Source organism: Thermosipho sp. 1244 (genome assembly GCF_018588215.1).
GTDB classification, from domain to species: Bacteria; Thermotogota; Thermotogae; order Thermotogales; family Fervidobacteriaceae; genus Thermosipho; species Thermosipho affectus.
The window spans coordinates 282,563-301,822 of record NZ_LNGA01000023.1 but is presented as its reverse complement, the minus strand read 5'-3'; the positions used below and the strand labels follow the sequence as shown (position 1 = coordinate 301,822).

General features: G+C 31.8%; 21 protein-coding genes. 13 read left to right on the top strand and 8 right to left on the bottom strand.

All coding sequences use genetic code 11. The annotated features are described in order from the left end of the window. The 3 genes from AS157_RS06645 to AS157_RS06635 all read right to left on the bottom strand — a co-directional run. Positions 1-111 (bottom strand): rubredoxin (locus AS157_RS06645; protein ID WP_214495001.1); only part of this gene is annotated, 111 nt, incomplete at its 3' end. Between the two features lie 18 nt (positions 112-129). Next, entirely contained in the window at positions 130-768 is a 639-nt protein-coding gene (locus tag AS157_RS06640) for a peroxiredoxin (protein WP_077289668.1), read from the bottom strand. Position 769: 1 nt separating this feature from the next. Next, complete coding sequence (locus AS157_RS06635; protein ID WP_075666231.1) at positions 770-1,180, bottom strand: Fur family transcriptional regulator; 411 nt, start codon at positions 1,178-1,180, stop codon at positions 770-772. Between the two features lie 253 nt (positions 1,181-1,433). On the opposite strand from AS157_RS06635, the gene AS157_RS06630 reads away from it, so the two are divergent. After that, a complete protein-coding gene (locus AS157_RS06630) occupies positions 1,434-2,459 on the top strand; it encodes an HD-GYP domain-containing protein (RefSeq protein ID WP_077289666.1) in 1,026 nt (341 codons plus the stop codon). A 56-nt stretch (positions 2,460-2,515) separates the two neighbouring features. Next, positions 2,516-4,081, top strand: coding sequence for a bifunctional aspartate carbamoyltransferase catalytic subunit/aspartate carbamoyltransferase regulatory subunit (locus AS157_RS06625; protein ID WP_077289664.1), 1,566 nt, complete (start codon positions 2,516-2,518; stop codon positions 4,079-4,081). A 17-nt stretch (positions 4,082-4,098) separates the two neighbouring features. Here the strand turns inward: AS157_RS06625 and AS157_RS06620 are convergent, their stop codons facing one another. Genes AS157_RS06620 through AS157_RS06600 form a run of 5 tightly spaced genes read right to left on the bottom strand, consistent with a single transcriptional unit; the run spans position 4,099 to position 9,475 of the window. Further along, positions 4,099-5,073 (bottom strand): ABC transporter ATP-binding protein, encoded by a 975-nt coding sequence (locus AS157_RS06620; RefSeq protein WP_077289662.1) that lies wholly within the window; start codon positions 5,071-5,073, stop codon positions 4,099-4,101. Next, the gene (locus AS157_RS06615; RefSeq protein ID WP_077289660.1) at positions 5,070-6,032 is read right to left on the bottom strand and encodes an ABC transporter ATP-binding protein; all 963 of its coding nucleotides are present in this window, start codon (positions 6,030-6,032) and stop codon (positions 5,070-5,072) included. Before AS157_RS06615 ends, AS157_RS06620 begins: the two co-directional genes overlap by 4 nt. Positions 6,033-6,036: 4 nt before the next feature. Further along, positions 6,037-6,909, bottom strand: coding sequence for an ABC transporter permease (locus tag AS157_RS06610; RefSeq protein WP_077289658.1), 873 nt, complete (start codon positions 6,907-6,909; stop codon positions 6,037-6,039). 11 nt (positions 6,910-6,920) lie between these two features. Next, positions 6,921-7,928 (bottom strand): ABC transporter permease, encoded by a 1,008-nt coding sequence (locus AS157_RS06605; RefSeq protein ID WP_077289656.1) that lies wholly within the window; start codon positions 7,926-7,928, stop codon positions 6,921-6,923. A gap of 47 nt (positions 7,929-7,975) precedes the next feature. Continuing rightward, positions 7,976-9,475, bottom strand: a complete 1,500-nt coding sequence (locus AS157_RS06600; protein ID WP_077289655.1) for an ABC transporter substrate-binding protein — start codon at positions 9,473-9,475, stop codon at positions 7,976-7,978. 217 nt (positions 9,476-9,692) lie between these two features. Here AS157_RS06600 and metG point away from each other — a divergent pair, with 217 nt between their 5' ends. The 11 genes from metG to AS157_RS06545 are packed head-to-tail and all read left to right on the top strand — an operon-like array spanning position 9,693 to position 19,256. Beyond that, entirely contained in the window at positions 9,693-11,600 is a 1,908-nt protein-coding gene (gene metG / locus AS157_RS06595; RefSeq protein ID WP_077289653.1) for a methionine--tRNA ligase, read from the top strand. 14 nt (positions 11,601-11,614) lie between these two features. Continuing rightward, entirely contained in the window at positions 11,615-14,038 is a 2,424-nt protein-coding gene (gene gyrA / locus AS157_RS06590; protein WP_077289651.1) for a DNA gyrase subunit A, read from the top strand. After that, a complete protein-coding gene (locus tag AS157_RS06585) occupies positions 14,031-14,399 on the top strand; it encodes an archease (protein WP_077289649.1) in 369 nt (122 codons plus the stop codon). The genes gyrA and AS157_RS06585 overlap by 8 nt, the downstream gene beginning before the upstream one ends. Next, positions 14,396-14,995 carry a transcriptional repressor LexA gene (lexA, locus tag AS157_RS06580; RefSeq protein ID WP_077289647.1) on the top strand — a complete coding sequence of 200 codons (600 nt, stop codon included), beginning with the start codon at positions 14,396-14,398 and terminating at the stop codon, positions 14,993-14,995. The genes AS157_RS06585 and lexA overlap by 4 nt, the downstream gene beginning before the upstream one ends. 12 nt (positions 14,996-15,007) lie before the next feature. Then, complete coding sequence (locus AS157_RS06575; protein ID WP_077289645.1) at positions 15,008-15,346, top strand: STAS domain-containing protein; 339 nt, start codon at positions 15,008-15,010, stop codon at positions 15,344-15,346. Positions 15,347-15,358: 12 nt separating this feature from the next. Then, a complete protein-coding gene (gene rpiB, locus AS157_RS06570; protein WP_077289644.1) occupies positions 15,359-15,796 on the top strand; it encodes a ribose 5-phosphate isomerase B in 438 nt (145 codons plus the stop codon). A 1-nt stretch (position 15,797) separates the two neighbouring features. Beyond that, positions 15,798-16,754: a histone deacetylase family protein gene (locus tag AS157_RS06565; protein ID WP_077289643.1), complete on the top strand. Its 957-nt coding sequence runs from the start codon at positions 15,798-15,800 to the stop codon at positions 16,752-16,754. After that, complete coding sequence (locus tag AS157_RS06560) at positions 16,747-17,178, top strand: GatB/YqeY domain-containing protein (protein WP_077289641.1); 432 nt, start codon at positions 16,747-16,749, stop codon at positions 17,176-17,178. Before AS157_RS06565 ends, AS157_RS06560 begins: the two co-directional genes overlap by 8 nt. Further along, on the top strand, positions 17,175-18,125 hold the full coding sequence (locus tag AS157_RS06555; protein ID WP_077289639.1) for an elongator complex protein 3: 951 nt from the start codon (positions 17,175-17,177) through the stop codon (positions 18,123-18,125). The genes AS157_RS06560 and AS157_RS06555 overlap by 4 nt, the downstream gene beginning before the upstream one ends. After that, positions 18,118-18,759 carry an IF-2B domain-containing protein gene (locus AS157_RS06550; RefSeq protein WP_077289637.1) on the top strand — a complete coding sequence of 214 codons (642 nt, stop codon included), beginning with the start codon at positions 18,118-18,120 and terminating at the stop codon, positions 18,757-18,759. Before AS157_RS06555 ends, AS157_RS06550 begins: the two co-directional genes overlap by 8 nt. Further along, on the top strand, positions 18,756-19,256 hold the full coding sequence (locus AS157_RS06545) for a hypothetical protein (protein WP_077289635.1): 501 nt from the start codon (positions 18,756-18,758) through the stop codon (positions 19,254-19,256). Before AS157_RS06550 ends, AS157_RS06545 begins: the two co-directional genes overlap by 4 nt. Positions 19,257-19,260 lie beyond the last annotated feature (4 nt).

Here is a 19,260-nt window from a genome sequence, read left to right as displayed (position 1 = left end):
CCAATCTTCCGGCAATTTCTCAAATGGTGTCCCTGGCTCTACCCCATTGTCTGGATCCCCTACTTCTGGATCATATACATATCCACATACACTACATACATACCTCTTCATATTTCCCCCTCCAAAATATCATTTTAATTTTTTATGACAGAACCACCAGTCGTAACATTTGTATTCTTTTAACCTTTGTTCTGCTTCTTTTACGCTACTTGCAGGCGGAATAATTACCTCATCATTAACAAGTTCATTATTAGGCCAATTTGCTGGCAAAGCAACTCCATTTTCATCAACTGTTTGCAATCCTTTTACCATTCTCAAAATCTCATCCATGTTCCTTCCAAGTTCTTGTGGATAATAAAGAATAGCTCTTAAAATTCCTTTAGGATCAATTATAAATACAGCTCTTACCGTATTAGTACCTTTTGCAGGATGAATCATTCCAAGCATTTCTGCAATTTTTCCCCTGTCATCTGCTATAACTGGGAATTTAATTTCAACATTAAGTTTTTCTTTAATCCACTCAACCCACTTTATATGTGAAAATACCTGATCAATGCTCAATCCAACCAATTCTGTGTTTATTTTTTGAAATTCATCGTATCTCTTCTGGAATGCAACAAATTCCGTTGTACAAACTGGTGTAAAATCAGCCGGATGACTAAATAAAACAACCCATTTCCCCTTAAAATCATCTGGAAACTTTATAACCCCTTTCGTAGTAACTGCCTCAAACTCTGGAACCTTTTCCCCAATAAGTGGTAAACTCATACTACTCACCTCCATTTAAACATTTTTTACAAATTCCAACTAAACAATACTGGATTTTTTTTACCAAATGCCCATCTATACTATCTACTTTTTGAATTTCTGGTAATTCACCAAATACATCATAAACTTTCTTACACTTCAAACAGAAAAAATGATGATGTGGAACAATTTCATAATCATATCTTATCGCAGATGGTGTAATTACCTCTTTTATTACCCCTTTTTCACTCAACAAATTAACGGTGTTATAAACAGTAGCCCTTGAAATAGCATGTATCTTTGATTTTAACTCTTCGTATATTTCATCAGCAGATGGATGTACTTTACTTTCAATTATAAATTTTAAAATCTGTATTCTCTGAATAGTTGGTCTTATATCGTGAAGTTTTAAAATCTTCGCATAACTTTCCATACTAATCCTCCTTTATCATGTCCAAATTTATTATACATCTATTTTTATACATTGTCAATATCTTTTGTTTTTTTATTATAATTTTTATTCTAGACAACGCAAATGCCTAAAAAACGTTTTTATTCGACTATCGAACAAATGCCTTAAATTATACGTAAAAAAACTTTGATTAATTTGTTTCAAGATATTTTTCTAAAATACGTTGTAAAAAGAAGTTTTAAAAGTACAATTAACGTAGGAAGGGGGATAAATTTTGGAGTTTTTACTAATAATTCTATCAATATACTCGCTAATAACAACATTTTTTTTATTTAATTTAGCTAAAAGTAAAAAAATAAACTTAAAAGAAGTAGTGTTTGATTTTACAAATCAACTTACAAATGAGAACAATGATTTTCCAATAAAAGCGTTATCATTTATTTCAAAAGAATTTCCCGAAATTGATTCGGGCATTTTTTTAGTAAAAGAAGGAAATAAATTTAATGAAATATCTTCTTTTGGCCAAAAAATCGAATACAACGATAAATTATTTTTTTACAAAGATTACTTTGTAAAAGACTTTACAATAGACAATACATTAGGAGTAAGATTAATACTTCATTCAAAGTCTAAGATTTCTAAATCAAAAACCGAAAAACTTGAAATAATTTCTTCTTTAATCTCTTCATCTGAACTAATTAAAAATCTAATAAAAAAACATGGAAAATTCCAAATTGATCTTATGCTTTCTATGATAAAAATATTAGAATATTATGACAGATATACCCAAGGTCATTCACTTAGAGTTGCAGAGTTATCCCAAAAAATTGCAAAAAAACTTAATTTATCTTCACAGGAAATTTCAGATGCATATTGGACAGGTCTTGTTCACGATATAGGGAAAATAGCAATTCCAAATAGTATTTTAAATAAAGAAGGCTCTCTTACTATGGAAGAATACGAAATAATAAAAAAACATCCTATATATGGTTTTGAATTCTTATCAACGTCTGAAACACTTAAAAATATAGCAACCTATGTATATCATCATCACGAAAAGTGGGATGGAACAGGTTATCCAGGGAGGTTAAAAGGCGAGATGATTCCAATTATTTCAAGGATAATCAGTGTCGCAGATAGTTGGGATGCCATGACTAGTAAAAGAGCATATAGAGATGCCTTAACATATGAATTTGCTCTGCAGGAAATAATAAACAATTCAAACAAACAATTTGATCCAAAAGTTGTCTCAGCTTTTCTAGATGTATTAAAAGAAGAAGAAAATTTAGATATTGCATAATGGGCCCATTTGGGCTCTTTTTTTTAATTTAATAATATTTAGGAGGTGGGGGGAAAGTGAACTTTCTTGGGAGAAGTCTTACCGTTATCAACGATTTTTCAGTTGAAGAACAACTTTTTTTGTACGAAAAGACAAAACTTCTAAAACAACTTTGGAAAGAAAAGAAAGATACCAGTAAATTTCAAATCAAAAAAGACGTGGGAATTTATATCATCTTCGTCGAACCTAGTACTAGGACAAAAGAATCATTCATTAATGCAGCAAAATTTCACAAAAATGCCAAAGTAAACATTTTTGATTCAGAACATTCTTCGTTTAACAAAAAAGAAAGTTATGTAGATACATTCAATATGTTAACAGGATACAGCAATTATTCAATTTTCATAGTCCGCACAAAACTTGAAGGAACTTGCAAATACCTTGATGAGAAAGTATATGAATTTACAAAAAGACATGGTTTAGAAAAACCCTCATTCATAAATGCAGGTGATGGGAAACATGAACATCCAACTCAAGAGTTACTTGATGAATTCACATTTTTAGAACAATTGAATTTTGATAATTCCTATATTCATATTGCACTTGTCGGAGATCTTTTGCATGGTAGAACTGTACATTCTAAGGCAAATGGTTTAAAAATTTTTAAAAATGTCTTAGTTGATTTAATTGCCCCAGAAGAACTTTCTATGCCTATTCACTATGTAGAAAAAATGAAAAAAAATGGTTTTGAAATTAGATTATTTGATTCAATTGAAAATTATTTAAAAAATGAAAACATTGCCCCAATTTGGTATTTCACAAGGTTACAACTTGAAAGAATGGGGGAAGATATCCTCGAAAAAGAACACGTTTTAAGAAATAGTGTTACATTTAGGAAGGAATTTTTGGAAAAGTTACCTAAAAATGTAAAATTTTATCACCCTCTTCCAAGGCACAAAATGTATCCGACAATTCCCACATTTCTGGATACATTACCACTCAACGGTTGGGAAGAACAAGCAATAAATGGATATTGGACTAGAACCGTTTTACTTTCTATGCTTGGTGGAGCACTTGAAACGGATTTATCCAAAAAAATAAATAACATTATAGATGAACAATTTATAATCCCAGCCAATATTACAAATGGCACTAAGGGAATTTTAAAAGAAGGAAAAAGGGGAATCAAACCAATTGAAAATGGAACGGTAATAGATCACATTGCAAAGGGAAAATCCAAAGCCCAAATCTACGAAACTATAATAAAAATAAGAAAAATTTTAAAATTATACGACCTTGATAGTACAGATGGAATATTCAAATCACAAGACGGAAATTTCAAAGGATACATAAGCCTTCCGGACAGGTATTTATCAAAGAAAGAAATAAAAAAACTTTCTGCCATATCTCCAAATACAACGGTTAATATTATTAAAAACTCAAAGGTTGTGGAAAAATATAGAATTTCTCTTCCACCTTATATTTATGGATTTGCAAAGTTAAAATGCAAAAACGAAAATTGCATAACAAATCCCACACACGGTGAAAACGCAGAAGCGTTTTTTATAAAAAACGAAAAAGGAGAGCTTGTATGCAAATACTGTGAAACTCCACATACATTTGAAGAAATTTGGAACATATAGCCCCCGATAAACGGGGGTTATTTATACAAATGACATGCAACCTTCCGCCCTTTATATTCAATTAATTTAGGTTCTTTTTTGCGACATATATCCATTGCAAATGGGCACCTTGGATGAAATCTACATCCCTTTGGTGGATTAATTGGATTAGGAACTTCTCCTTGTGGTATAATTTTTTTCTTTTTTTTCTTTGGATCAGGTTCTGGAACAGCTGAAATCAAAGCTTTTGTATAAGGATGTAAAGGCTCAAGGTAAATATCCTTAAAATCACCTACTTCAACTAATTTTCCAAGATACATCACACCAATTTTATTACAAATATACTTTGTTGTTGCAAGGTCATGTGTAATAAACAAAAATGTTAAATTAAACTCCTTCTTTAAGTCGATCAATAGTTGTAGTAATTGTGATCTTACTGACACATCTAACATTGCTATAGCCTCATCGGCAACTACAAATTTTGGTCTTAAAATTAACGCACGTGCAATCACTATTCTCTGTCTTTGTCCACCTGAAAGTTCATGTGGATATCTATAATAAAAATCATCAGCTGGAGAAAGGTTAACCCTCTCAAGCATTTGCTTTACCATCTTTTTTCTTTCCATTCTACTATTTCCAATATTGTGTATCTCAAGGCCATGCTTTATCGCTTCTCCAACCTTCATATACGGATTTAAAGCCGCCATTGGATCTTGAAAAATAATTTGAAAGTTTTTTCTAAATTTTCTTAACTCCTCTTTGCTTAATTTGGTAACATCTGTACCCTCAAAAAGAATTTCCCCAGCAGTGGGCTCAATTAACCTTAAAAGAAGTCTTCCTGTGGTTGTTTTTCCGCTACCTGATTCTCCAACAAGACCAAAAGTTTCTCCTCTTTTTATATCAAAACTTATTCCGTCAACGGCTTTCACAAAACGCTGTGGTACCCTTGTTAAAACTTCACCTATTGTCCTTTTTATGGGAAAGTGTTTTACCAAATTTCTAACATATATCATACTTTCACCTCACTGTATAACCAACACTTTACCTTACTACCATCGATTTCGACAACTTTAGGTTCCTTTAATTCACAAATCTCCTTCTTAAACGGACATCTAGGGGCAAATCTACATCCTTTTGGAGGATTTAAAAGATCTGGAGGAGAACCAGGAATATATTTTAAATCCAAATCATTTACATTTGTATTTGGAATACTCTTAAGAAGAAGTTGTGTATATGGATGTTTTGGAGCATAATACAATTCTTCACTCTTTGCCTCTTCAATAATGTGTCCAGCATACATTACACAAATTTTATCCGCAGCTTCCGCAACAACTCCCAAATCATGAGTAATTAAAATCATGGACATATCATATTCTCTTCTTAATTCATTTAACAATTCCATTATTTGAGCTTGGACAATTACATCCAATGAAGTAGTAGGTTCATCTGCTATTACCAATGTAGGATTTAACACCAACGAAAGTGCAATCATAGCTCTTTGCCTCATTCCACCACTAAATTGGAATGAATATTCTTTCATGCGTTCCGGTTTAATTCCCACCTTTTCTAAAACCCTTGCTGTTCTTTCCCTTGCTTCATCTAAAGTAATATCAGGCTCATGAGTCTTCAATGTTTCATAAAATATCTTCTCAATCTTCATTATTGGATTCAACGAAGTCATCGGATCTTGAAAAATCATTCCTATCTTTTTCCCTCTGATTTTTCTAATATCTTCCTCACCCATTGTAACTAAATTTTTCCCTTCGATTTCCATAACCCCATTGTAAAAAGTCGTAGGAGGTAATATTTTTAATATTCCTTGCCCAAATGTTGATTTACCACACCCAGATTCACCAACAAGACCCACAACTTGACCCTTCTCTATTGAAAAATTTATATTATCAACCGCTTTTATATATCCACGCTTTGTTTTATAATATATTTTTAATCCTCTTGCTTCAAATACTGACACAAACTCACCTTCTTTCTCTAATAGTGGGATTCAACAACTCGTTTAACCCTTCACTAAACATGGAAAATCCCAATACTACTGTCACAATAGCAAGCCCTGGATAAAGTAGTCCCCACCAGGCCTTACTTAAAACAAACCTTTGACCATTACTCAGATCAAACCCCCAATCTGGAGTAGGAGGTGCTATACCTAACCCCAAAAATGACAAACCTGCTTCGGTCATAATGGCATCTGCAAGATTCATTGATAGTACAACCACTATTGATGGCAAAACATTTGGAAAAATGTATTTTAAAAGGATCTCATAATTTCTTGCGCCCAAAGCACGTGCCGCTTCAACATACAATTCACTTTTAATAGAACTAACCTGATTCCTTATAACCCTAAAATACGTTGGAGTATAAACAACGGCTATAGAAACGGAAATATTTACAACACCCGGACCTAAAACCGCCGCTATTGCAATAGCAAGTATCAGACCTGGAAAAGAATAAATTGCATCCATTATCAAAGTCAAAATCCTATCAAATGCACCACCTAAATAACCGGAAACTAATCCCAATGGTATTCCAACACCAGCAGCTATTAAAACTGCAATAAATGCTATGGTTAAAGCTATTCTTGCACCATAAATTACCCTACTAAGTATATCTCTGCCAAGATTATCCGTACCAAAAACAAATTGATCATTTGGGGAGGTCAAAGATCGTCCAACTCTTTCAATTGGATTATACGGAGCAATTTGCGGGGCAAAAATTGCTAGTGTAATGTAAAAAAGTAATATCATTGCACCTATAAAGGTTAGCAAACCCGTTCCAGTTTTAAATAAATCATTTATTATTTCGCCAATTCGCTCGCTAACAAACTTTTTTCTCACAATATCACCCCTTAGTATCTAACCCTTGGATCTACCAGTGCATTAACTATATCAATTACAATACTTATAACCACAACAAACATTGCAAAAAATACAATTGTACCTTGAATCGCCGGAAAATCCCTATATTTTATTTTCAACACCAGATAACTTCCAATCCCCGGCCAAGAAAAAGTAGTCTCAGTTAAAACTGCCCCGGCAAGTAACAATGCAAATTGCATTCCCATAATCGTAAATATAGGAACAAATGCATTTTTTACCGCATGACCATACAAAATAACTCTCGACTTTAATCCCCTTGCCTTTGCAGCTTTAACAAAATCTTTTGACAGCATCAATACGGTATTATTTCTTACCATACGCAAAAAAATACTTGAAATTACAAGTCCCAAAGTTAATCCAGGAAGCAATAAATGTTTTAAAACATCTGAAAATGCCTCCCAATTCCAGTTTAAAATACTATCCAAAACTAATAATCCAGTCTTTATATCCAAAGACACCCTAGGAGATAATCTTCCACCGACTGGAAACCATCTTAAATAAACTCCAAATAAAAGTTGTAACATTAAGCCAAGCCAAAATACGGGAATAGCATAAAGTAGTATAGAATATACCCTTGCAGAAATATCTAAAGATTTATCTTTACGCCACGCAGCTTCCGCACCATAAAACAACCCTATCAATAATGCGATTATAAAGGAAAATATTGTTAATTCTAACGTTGCAGGAAATCTATCTTTAATTTCATCCCAAACAGGTCTATTTGTAAGCGTCGATACCCCTAAATCTCCTCTAAAAACATTTCCGATATAATCAAAAAACTGGACAATTACAGGCTTATCCAACCCTAATTCGTGTCTTTTAGCTTCTATAACTTCCAAAGGAGCTTTTCCTCCTAAAATAGCCAAAACAGGGTCACCTGGAATAATTCTCAAAATAAAAAAAATCATTACCAATAAAATAAATATCATAGGAATCGCAAGTATAACACGCGTAATTATATAGCTTTTCAAGGACACTATATTCTCCCTCCTTTTAAAAAACCGCCCGAGATGGGCGGTGATATTTACTTTCTTTCGAGGAGATAATACCTAAAGATTTGGGTAGGCTCTAATATAATTCCTTTAATGTAATCATGTGCTTCACAATCTGCAGAACCTTGCCAAAGAGGAATATATGGCATCTCTGCCGCATGATAATTCTGAACAAGTTTATAAATCATTTCACGAGATTCTTGGTTAGTAGCTGCTCTACCAGCAACCATCAAATCTTCGACTATTTGATTTTCATAGAAACTACCAAGAGATTTTGCACCACTAACACTTAAAAATGGCCATAAATAGTCATCAGGATCAAGGTAATCAGGATACCAACCTAATAAGAATAATCCCATTGTTCCATTCAAGAAATATTCGACATATGTAGACCATTCAGCATACTTTATATTGACTCTAATCATCCCTGTTTCTTCCAAAGAACTTTTTAAAACTTGTGCAACGTCTGCTTCTGTAGTTCCATAGTGAGAAGGTGTATACCACAAATCTATAACAAGTGGATTCTTTTCACTATAACCTGCAATCTTCAAAATTTCCTTTGCTGCTTGTAAATCGCGTTTTGGAAATACATCTTCGTGACTCCATATACCTGCTGGAATCATTGAATACAATGGCTTTGCTAGATCTACAAAAATATCCTTAACAATGGCACTCCTATCCACAGAAAGTGCTACTGCTTGCCTTACCAAAGGATTATCAAACGGTTTTTGTTTAACATTTAACACTAAATATCTAATTTGCGGACTTGCGCCTAAATATACCTTTATTCCGGAAACATTTTGTAAATCTAAAATATCCCTTGGATCAAGATGTCTATACGCAATATCAATTTCTCCCGTTTCAAGTGCAAGTCTCAATTGTTGTGAATTTTCATAAAATTGGATAATTATCTTCTTAGTCTTTGGCTTCGGACCAAAATATTTTGGATTTTCCTCTAAAACTATTCTTACATCCCTTATCCATTCACTAATTCTATATGGGCCAGATGCAGAAGGAGCAATATCTGAAAATCTATCCTCTGGTGTCACTTTCGGATTTACTGGAAATGCCACTGTATACCCTAATACCGAAACAAATGCTGAAAATTTACTTTTAAGATGTACTCTAAATGTAAATTTATCCACCACTTCCGTCTTTTCTACAATATCTGATAAAAGAAATGCGGGATCACCATTTAACCTCATAACGCGATCAAAAGAAAATTTGAAAATATTTGCATCAATCTGTGTACCATCTTCAAAGTAGGCATCTTTTCTTATATAAAACGTATAAACTAAACCATCAGATGAAACATCCCATTTTTCAAACAACCACGGTTTAATATTTGCAGTTCCAACTTCATAATCAACAGGTCCTGCTAAAACATTTTGCAAAATGTTACTGGAAAAATAATCATAACAATTCGCCGGATCAAGTGTCCTTATCTTGTCAGTTGTACCCACAACTATAACACTACTTGCGAAAGAAAAAGCAACAAGCAACAACCCCAAAATAACCAGCAATTTCTTCATATAATCCCCTCCCTCGGAATATGGTAACATTATTTTACCATATTTTAATATTAAAAATCAAGATTTAACATTAAATTTTTATTGTAATATTGTTTTTACATATCCGCCTATCTAATTAACCAAAAATTAATGATATACATTTGTTTCATAATCTTGTAAATTTCATTTATATGGTATAATTTTACAAAGAAAATAAACCGTTTGTGGAGGTGTAAAAGTGAAAAAATTTTATCTAACAACCCCTATATATTATGTTAATTCAGAACCACACATTGGAAGTGCATACACAACTATCATAGGAGACATAATTGCAAGATATAAGAGGCTAATGGGATATGAAGTATTTTACCTTACTGGCACCGATGAACATGGACAAAAAATATTACAAGCCGCAAAGAAAAAAGGAACAGAACCTCAACAACTTTGTGATAAACTTTCTGAAAAATTTAGACAATTATGGAAAGATTTAAATATAACCAACGATTATTTCATCAGAACAACGGATAAAAAACACATGGAAACTGTACAATTTTTTGTTTCAAAAATGTTGGAAAATGGTGATATATATAAAGGAACATACAAAGGTTGGTATTGCATCCCTTGTGAAACATATTGGAATGAAGACGAAATAAAAATAGAAAATGGGAAACACATATGTCCTACATGTAATAGAGAACTAAATTTTGTTGAGGAAGAAAATTACTTTTTCAGGCTTTCCAAATACACCGAACCTCTGTTAAAGCATTTTAAAGAAAATCCAGATTTTGTTGAACCAGAATTTAGAAAAAATGAAATGTTGAAAATATTAGAAAGCGGTTTAAAAGATTTATCAATAACAAGGACTACTTTTGATTGGGGTATAAGAATGCCAAATGATCCAAAACATGTTATATACGTATGGGTTGACGCACTAATAAATTATATTTCTGCAATTGGTTACGGAAATGATGAAGAAACGTTTAAAAAATGGTGGCCGGCAGATTTACACTTAATAGGAAAAGAAATAAATAGATTCCATAGTTTAATTTGGCCTGCAATGTTAATGTCTGTAGGCCTTCCATTACCTAAAAAGATCTTTGCACACGGATGGCTTACGGTAAATGGACAAAAGATCAGCAAATCACTTGGGAATGCTATTGATCCAAGGGAATTTGTAAAAAAATATGGAAATGATGTCATAAGATATTACCTTTCAAGGGATATTGTCTTTGGAAAAGATGGGGACTTTTCTGAAGAAAACCTTGTACAAAGATTAAATTCAGACCTTGCAAATGATTACGGAAACTTGCTCCATAGAACACTTGCGATGGTAAGCAAAAATTTCGATTCAAAAATTCCAGTCCCCCAAACATCAAATGACTCAGATAATTCACTAGCAAATGAATACTTTAAAACAAAAGAAAAATACTTAAGTTTCATGGAGCAATATAAATTGACAAATGCACTTGAAGCAATTTGGGATTATATCAGATTTGTAAACAAATACTTTGACGAAAACAAACCATGGATTCTTGCAAAAGAAGGAAACAAAGAAAGGCTCGCAACTATTTTGTACTATACACTTGAAGCATATTTAAAAATTGCAACTTTGTTACTTCCATTTATGCCTGATTCATCAAAAGAAGTTTTTAAAAGACTGGGGCAAGATTTTGAACCTCAAAAATTTATTGACAAGTGGAATACCCTTGTTGCTGGAAATAAAGTAATACATGATAAACCACTATTTCAAAAAATTGACCTGAAAAAATTTGAAAAAATTGCAATCAAAAAAGATGAAAAAACAGAAGTCAAATTAGATAATCTAATTACGATAGATGATTTCAAAAAGATAGAACTTAGAGTTGCACAGGTTGTCAAAGCAGAAAAGGTCGAAAAATCGGAAAAACTGTTAAAATTAATTGTGGATTTTGGAAAACATGGAAAAAGACAAATAGTTGCAGGTATATCAAAGTATTATTCTCCAGAAGAACTAATAGGTAAAAAGATAATTGTGGTATTTAATTTAAAACCCGCAAAATTAATGGGAATAGAATCACAAGGTATGTTACTTGCGGCAAAAATCAATGACAATTTAACAGTATTAACCGTAGATAGAGATATTGAACCTGGTGCAAAAATTTCATAACTGGAGGGAATTTAATGGAAATAAATAGATCCATCGAAGAAGAATTAAAAGAGTCTTATCTTAGTTACTCAATGAGTGTTATCATTGGTAGAGCCATTCCAGATGTTAGGGATGGATTAAAGCCTGTACAGAGAAGAATCTTGTACAGCATGTACGAGCTTGGATTAAGCCACAATAAACCATTCAAAAAATCTGCGCGTATCGTTGGTGAAGTAATAGGTAAATACCACCCACACGGTGATACCGCGATATATGATACGCTAGTCAGATTAGCACAAGAGTGGTCAATGAGATATATTCTTGTGGAAGGACAGGGAAACTTTGGGTCAATTGACAAAGATCCACCAGCAGCTATGAGGTATACGGAAGCAAGACTTGCAAAAATTTCAGAAGAATTACTAGAAGACATAGATAAAGACACAGTAGATATGATGGACAACTTTGATGGTAGCTTGAAAGAACCGGTTGTTTTACCATCAAAATTTCCAAATCTACTTGCCAATGGTTCGACTGGTATTGCAGTTGGAATGACTACAAACATACCTCCTCATAATCTATCAGAGCTTGTGGATGGATTTGTAGCACTTATTAAAAACCCGGAAATTTCTATAGAAGAGTTAATTAATTTTATTCCTGGGCCAGATTTTCCAACAGGTGGAGAGATAATCGGAAAATCAGGAATCCGTGAGATGTATACAACAGGAAGGGGAAGTTTCACAATCAGAGGTATAGTACAAGTTGAAGAGGAAAAGAAAAAGAAAAAAATAGTTGTTACTGAAATTCCATTCAACGTAAATAAATCAGACCTAATAAAGAAGATAGTTGAATATGCGGAAAATTCAAATTTGCAAATCAAAGATATTAGAGATGAATCGGATAAAGAAGGGTTAAGAATTGTAATTGAAATACCAAAGAATGTAAACGAAGATATAATTATAAATAATCTTTACAAACACACACAATTACAAAGCACATTTCATGCACAACTATTGGTAATTGACAAAGAAAAAAAACCCGCACTAATGAACCTCAAAGAATTAATGTGGGCATTCGTAGAACATCGTTTTGAAGTGGTAAGAAGAAGAGCACAGTTTTTCTATAAACAATACTCTAAAAAAGCACATATATTAGAAGGATTAATCAAAGCTTCACGTTCTATTGATACAATAATCTCTGTAATAAGAAATAGTGAAGATCAAGAAAGTGCTATAAGGGAACTAATTGAAATGTTTGATTTTACAGAAACTCAAGCAAAAGCTATTGTAGATCTTAGATTAGGTAGACTTACAAAACTTGAAATTTCCAAACTAATAAAGGATTACAACGAACTTGTGGAAAAGATGAAGATAGAAAAAGAATTAATCGAAAATGATGAGAAAGTGTATGAAAAAATAATAGAAGAGCTATACTATATAAAAACACAATACGGTGATAAAAGAAAAAGCAAAATTTTGGATCATGAAGAAAGAGAAATCAAATTCGACGAGTTGGAATTAATTCCAGATAAAGAAGTAGTGATTTCATTAACAAAAAAGGGTTACTTGAAAATGATGAACCTCTCCACATTTAGAACTCAAAAAAGAGGAGGGAAAGGAGTAACTGGTTCCTCTCTGATGAATGATGATGTAATAATGGAAGTTATATACACTCATCTTCACGGTAAAACACTGTTTTTCACCTCAAAAGGAAAAGTTTACCTTTTAAATAATTACCAAATTGAGGAAAATTCAAGAACAAGTAGAGGAAAATTAATTTCTAAATATTTAAACCTTGACAAAGATGAAAAAATCTTAACAATGTTATCAGTAGACGACTTTTCTGGAGAATTGTTCTTCGCAACAAAATATGGAAAAGTAAAAAGAACAGCATTAAAAGAATTTGAAAATATAAACGCAAGAGGACTTAGAGCTATTAATTTCGACGGTGATGACAGCCTGGTATCCGTACAAAAAATTGAAAGTGAAGAACAAACAATACTAATTGCAACCAAAAATGGAATGAGTATAAGATTTTCCATTTCAGAAGTAAGAACAATGGGACGCTCTGCTATGGGAGTAACTGGCATAAAACTTTCTAAGAATGACGAAGTAGTTAGTTCCACTCTTCTATCTGACGAAAAAAACTATATCTTAACAGTTACAAGATATGGATACGGTAAACTCACTGAAATATCACAATACAGGACCCAAAAAAGGGCAGGTCTGGGAATCAAGAATATATCGGATGTTTCCAAAACAGGAGAAATTGTAAGTGTAAGTTATGTTATGGGACGTGAAGATATAATGATTTTCACAAAACATGGCATGTCAATTAAAATTAACATTAGTAGTCTAAGACCTCTTAGTAGGGTAACAAAAGGTGTGAAATTACTAAACCTTTCAAACGGAGATGAAATAGCAGACGTTGCAATAATTAAGGGAGAAGAGGAAAATGTATAAAGAAATAGACCACACAGCAGATGTGTCATACGAAATATGTGCGCAATCTTTTTTGGAAATACTAAAAGACATAATAGAAATTTTCAAAGAAAATTATATCCCAAAAATTAATTGTAAAAGTTATAGACACTACAAATATAAACTAAAAGAAAATGAAGACGCGATATTTGATATAGTTAACGACTGGATTGCCTCTATTGAGTTGGGATATTTTCCAGTTGAAATATACGCAGATTACACTGTAAAATTTTGTCCATTTGATGGTATAACTGGCAATGGATTTAAAGCTTTAACATATCACAAGCTAAAAATTGAAAAAATTGAAAATATGTTAAAAATAAAGGTGGTGTTTGATATATGAAAGAACTTACTGAAAAGCAAAAAAAAGTTTTAGATTTTATAACTTCATATATACAACAAAATGGATATTCTCCCTCTATTAGAGATATTGCCAAACACTTTAAACTAACTCCAAGGGGTGCACATATTCACGTAATTGCACTTGAAAAGAAAGGGTATATAACAAGAAATCCTAAAAATTCCCGTTCAATCTCTTTGATAAAAAGACCTGAAAGTGTTTCTATTCCAGTAAAAGGAAAAATCTCTGCAGGTTTAGGCATAGAAATGTTTGAAATAATCGATGAAGAAATAGAAATACCAATTAGGATGATTTCCGGATTTGGCAATTATTTTGCATTAAAAGTTGAAGGAGACAGCATGATCGATGCCCACATAATGGATGGTGATTATGTGATTTTAAAAAAACAATACAGAATTCCAAATGGGCAAATTGCTGCTGTAGTTTTTAACAACAAAGTTACTTTAAAAAGGTTTTACCACAAAAAAGAAAAAGTGGAACTTGTCCCAGAAAACAAAAATATGAAACCCATTACTTGCAACACAAAAGATGTAAAAGTAATTGGAAAATTGGTGGGGATAATAAGATTTTACGAATAGGAGGTGAAATAGATGTTTGAAATTGAAACAAAAGATGGTATTTCCATTCTAAAAATCACTGGTGAAATAGATATTTCAAATGCACATAACTTGAAAAAATTTGCAATGGAAAATATTTTAAACAAAGGAAATAAGAATTGTATTTTGGACCTTTCACAAATGAACTATATTGATAGTTCTGGATTAGGGATTTTAGTAAGTTTACACAAATCTTTTAAATTGCAAGGTGGAGAATTAGTATTAGTAAAACTAAGTGATAACGTTAAAAATCTCTTTAGAATGACTAACCTCGACAAAGCATTAAATATTAAAAATTCAGTAAGTGAAGCATTAAAATTTCTAAAAAGCTAAGGAGGGAGTATCTTGAAAATAGCGATAGGAAGTGATCATGCAGGATTTGAACTCAAAGAAAAAATCAAAGACTTTTTAAAGGAAAAAGATATTGAAGTAATAGATGTAGGAACAAATAGTACCCAAAGTGTTGATTATCCAGATTTTGCAAAAGAAGTTGGAAAATGCGTTGTAAAAAAGGAAGCTGATTTTGGTATATTAATTTGCGGAACAGGAATAGGAATGTCAATTGCAGCAAATAAAATAAAAGGTATTAGGGCCGCATTGTGTACCATTCCCGAAATGGGAAAATTAGCAAGACAACATAACAACGCAAATATCCTTGTACTTCCCGGTAGACTTATAGGTTTTGAATTGGCTTCTTGGATAGTTGATGCGTTTTTAAATTCAGACTTTGAAGGCGGGAGGCACGAAAGAAGGCTAAACAAGATTTCTCACTTGGAGGAATAAAATGAAGGCCGTTGCGCAGTTAAACAAAGACTATATACCAACTCTTGAAATTGACAATGGAAAATTAGTAAAAAATCCAGAAACCCCTTCTCGATTGGAAGGGGTGGAAATTTTTGTTAAAGACAATTTTGAATGTATAACTACAAAAGAATACCCTTTGAATTATTTATACAACATACATCCAAAATGGTATGTAAAACATGTGGAAAATTTATCAAAAAATGCAAAAAACGAATATTTGCCAGAAGTTTTTTTAAAGGACCGTATACTAGATTCGGGCACACCTGTAACCAAAAAAACCTATAATGCAGCAATTAACGCATACTATACAGTTATGACTGGAGTAAACCTTGATTCAAAATACGTTTACATTTTAACAAGACCACCAGGTCACCATGCAACAAGTAATTTTGCAGGGGGCTATTGTTTTTTTAACAACGCCGCAATAGCTGCAAAATACTTGCAAAGTACTTTTCAAGAAAGAATTTGCATTCTAGATCTGGATTTCCACCATGGAAATGGAACACAAGAGATTTTTTACGAAGATCCACAGATAACTTACATTTCAATTCATGGAACACCTGAAAAATTCTTCCCATGGATTTCAGGACACAGGGATGAAGTTGGAAAAGGTAACGGAAAAGGTACAAACTTTAATTTTCCACTAGATGAGGGGATAACCTGGGAAGAATATAAAGTTGTGCTTGAAATAGCACTTGAAATTATAGAAAAAATATCTCCGCTAAAACTCATAGTTTCACTTGGTTTTGATACACACTCAAAAGATCACATGGGGTACTTTAATTTAGTAGATGAAGATTATAAAAAAATGGGAAAACTCTTAAAAAAACTAGATATTCCCATTATTTTCATTCAAGAAGGTGGCTATAATAAATATGCAAACACACACGCAGCAGTAAACTTATTTTCAACATTTAAGGAGGGAGAAAATGCTTAAAGAAAAATTATTGAGCGATTTAAAAACTGCAATGAAAGAAAAAGATCAAATAAAATTAAGAGTAATAAGACTCTTGAATTCTGCAATTAAAAATTTTGAAGTAGAAAAAAGAAAAGAGGCAACCGATGAGGAAATTGGAAAGATAGTTCTCAAGGAAATTAAAAAAAGGCAAGAATCAATTGAAGCATACAAAAATGCGGGAAGGGAAGATCTTGCAAAAGAAGAAGAAAAAGAACTTGAAATTCTAAAAATTTACGCGCCAAAAATGCTAAGTGAAGAGGAAATAAAAAATATAGTTCAAGAAATAATACATAGCATTGAAGAAAAAAACTTTGGAAAAATTATGAAAGAAACAATGGCAAAGCTAAAAGGAAAAGCAGATGGTGCACTAGTTAGCAAGGTGGTTAAGGAATTACTAAAATGATTCTTCCTATTTTTTTACCAAATGCTGGTTGCAAAAAACGTTGTGTTTTTTGCAACCAATATTCTATGACCGGAGAAAAAATGCCATCAAAAAAAGAAATACTTAATACAATTCAAAAGTATTCAAACTTTTCAATTGACGAAGTAGCATTTTACGGTGGAACTTTCACTGGCCTTTCTTTAGAAAAACAATTAGAGTTTTTGGAACTTGTTAAATATTTAAATGTTCCAATTAGAATATCTACACGACCTGATGAAATAACAGAGGAAAATCTTGGAATTTTAGAACGCTACAATGTTAAAACCATAGAAATTGGAATTCAAAGCATGTTCAATGATGTTTTAGATGCTTCAAACAGGGGACATACTGTGGAAGACAACGAAAGGTCTATACACCTTTTAATGGAGCGAAATTTTAAGGTTTCTGCACATTTAATGATCGGGCTCCCGAAAGATTCAAAAGAAAAATCTATATTGTCTTTGATGAAACTACTTAAACTGGGAGTAAACATTTTTAGAATACATCCCACTCTAATTTTTAAAAATACTGAATTAGAGAAAATGTACGAAAAAAATTTGTATACTCCATTAACTTTAAAAGAGGCACTGGATATATCTTCTGAAATGTTACTTTTAATTTATTCAAACAATGCAAATGTAATTAGGATGGGATATTTTGTTCCTGAACATTCAAAAAACCAAATTGTAGCAGGACCATATCATCCGTCATTTGGAGATATGGTAAAAGCAAAGGCAATTTACAAAATAATTACAAGGTTAAATATTAGAAAAGTACATTTTCCCAAAAAATATGAAAGCTGGTTTTTTTCATATGGAAACAAACAATTAAACGTGGAAAAAATTAGAGATAACGTATTGTTATTTGATGATATAGACCTTGCAAGAGCTTCTTTTTACGCTTTTAGAAAGGGGCAATTTAATGGATGAACTACTAAAAAATGCCGGATCAGTTGAAATTGGATTCTGGATTTTAGAAAAGATGGAAGAAGATAAATATATTTTAGACAAAATTTCACATTTGAAAAAAGAAATGGGAGTTATAAAATGGATTAAAAAGATGGTACAAAATGGTTACACAATAAAAGAAATTAAAAAGATTTTAAAAAGTTCCTTTAATAGTACCATATCTTATGCCCAAAAATTTTTAAACTTTGATGCTAGGGTAGTTACGATAAGCAACAGTAAAACATTGGAAGTTTACTTTAAAACCCATCCAAAAAATTTGGAAATAGTAGTTCCCGTATCTAATCCCGGTGGCGAGGGTAAAATACTATATGATAAACTAAAATCAACCTGCAATGTAAAATTAATCAATGATTTTGAAGTAGAAAAATACATTAAAGATGCAGACTATATAGTAACAGGTGCTGACTCGGTATGTGAAAACGGAGTAATAAATAAAATAGGTTCAAAAACATTGGCTATATTATCAAAATATTATGATAAACCATTTTTTGTTATAGCTGATAAAACAAAATTTTTCGATTCAAAAATAGAAAATAAAATTTTTGAATTAATTCCTTTTAAACTAATAACAGCTATAATAAGTGGTGAAACATGATTTTCTTTAATAAAAAGAAGAAGAATATAAATTTTTCCATATGCTATATAAAGAACTTAGAGAGTTTTAAAAAAATACCAAAATCTTTGAAATATTCAGATGAAGTCTTTTTTATTATTTCAAAAGATATTTCTGAAAACATTTTTAAGAAAATAAAAAAGATGATGAAGTTTAAAAATTACTCCATTATATACAACAACTACGTTAAATTGTCAAAGAATATATATCAAATAAAGGAATTAAACGTAAAAAGATTGAGAAATTTGGAAAACAAGAGGAATATTCTCTTTTCCAATAGCTATATGCTTGCATGGAAAATCGCACAGATGTTTCCTTTCTATACAATAGCTGTAGAAAATAATTTTTTATATTTTTGTACACCAATTCCGTTAACAAAAGATGCTTCAGGTTTTCTATTAAAAAAAGAATTAGAAAAAGATTTTATTTTCAACGTCAAACTTGATTTTAAAATTCTAAAAGATATTCTGGGAGGATGATCAT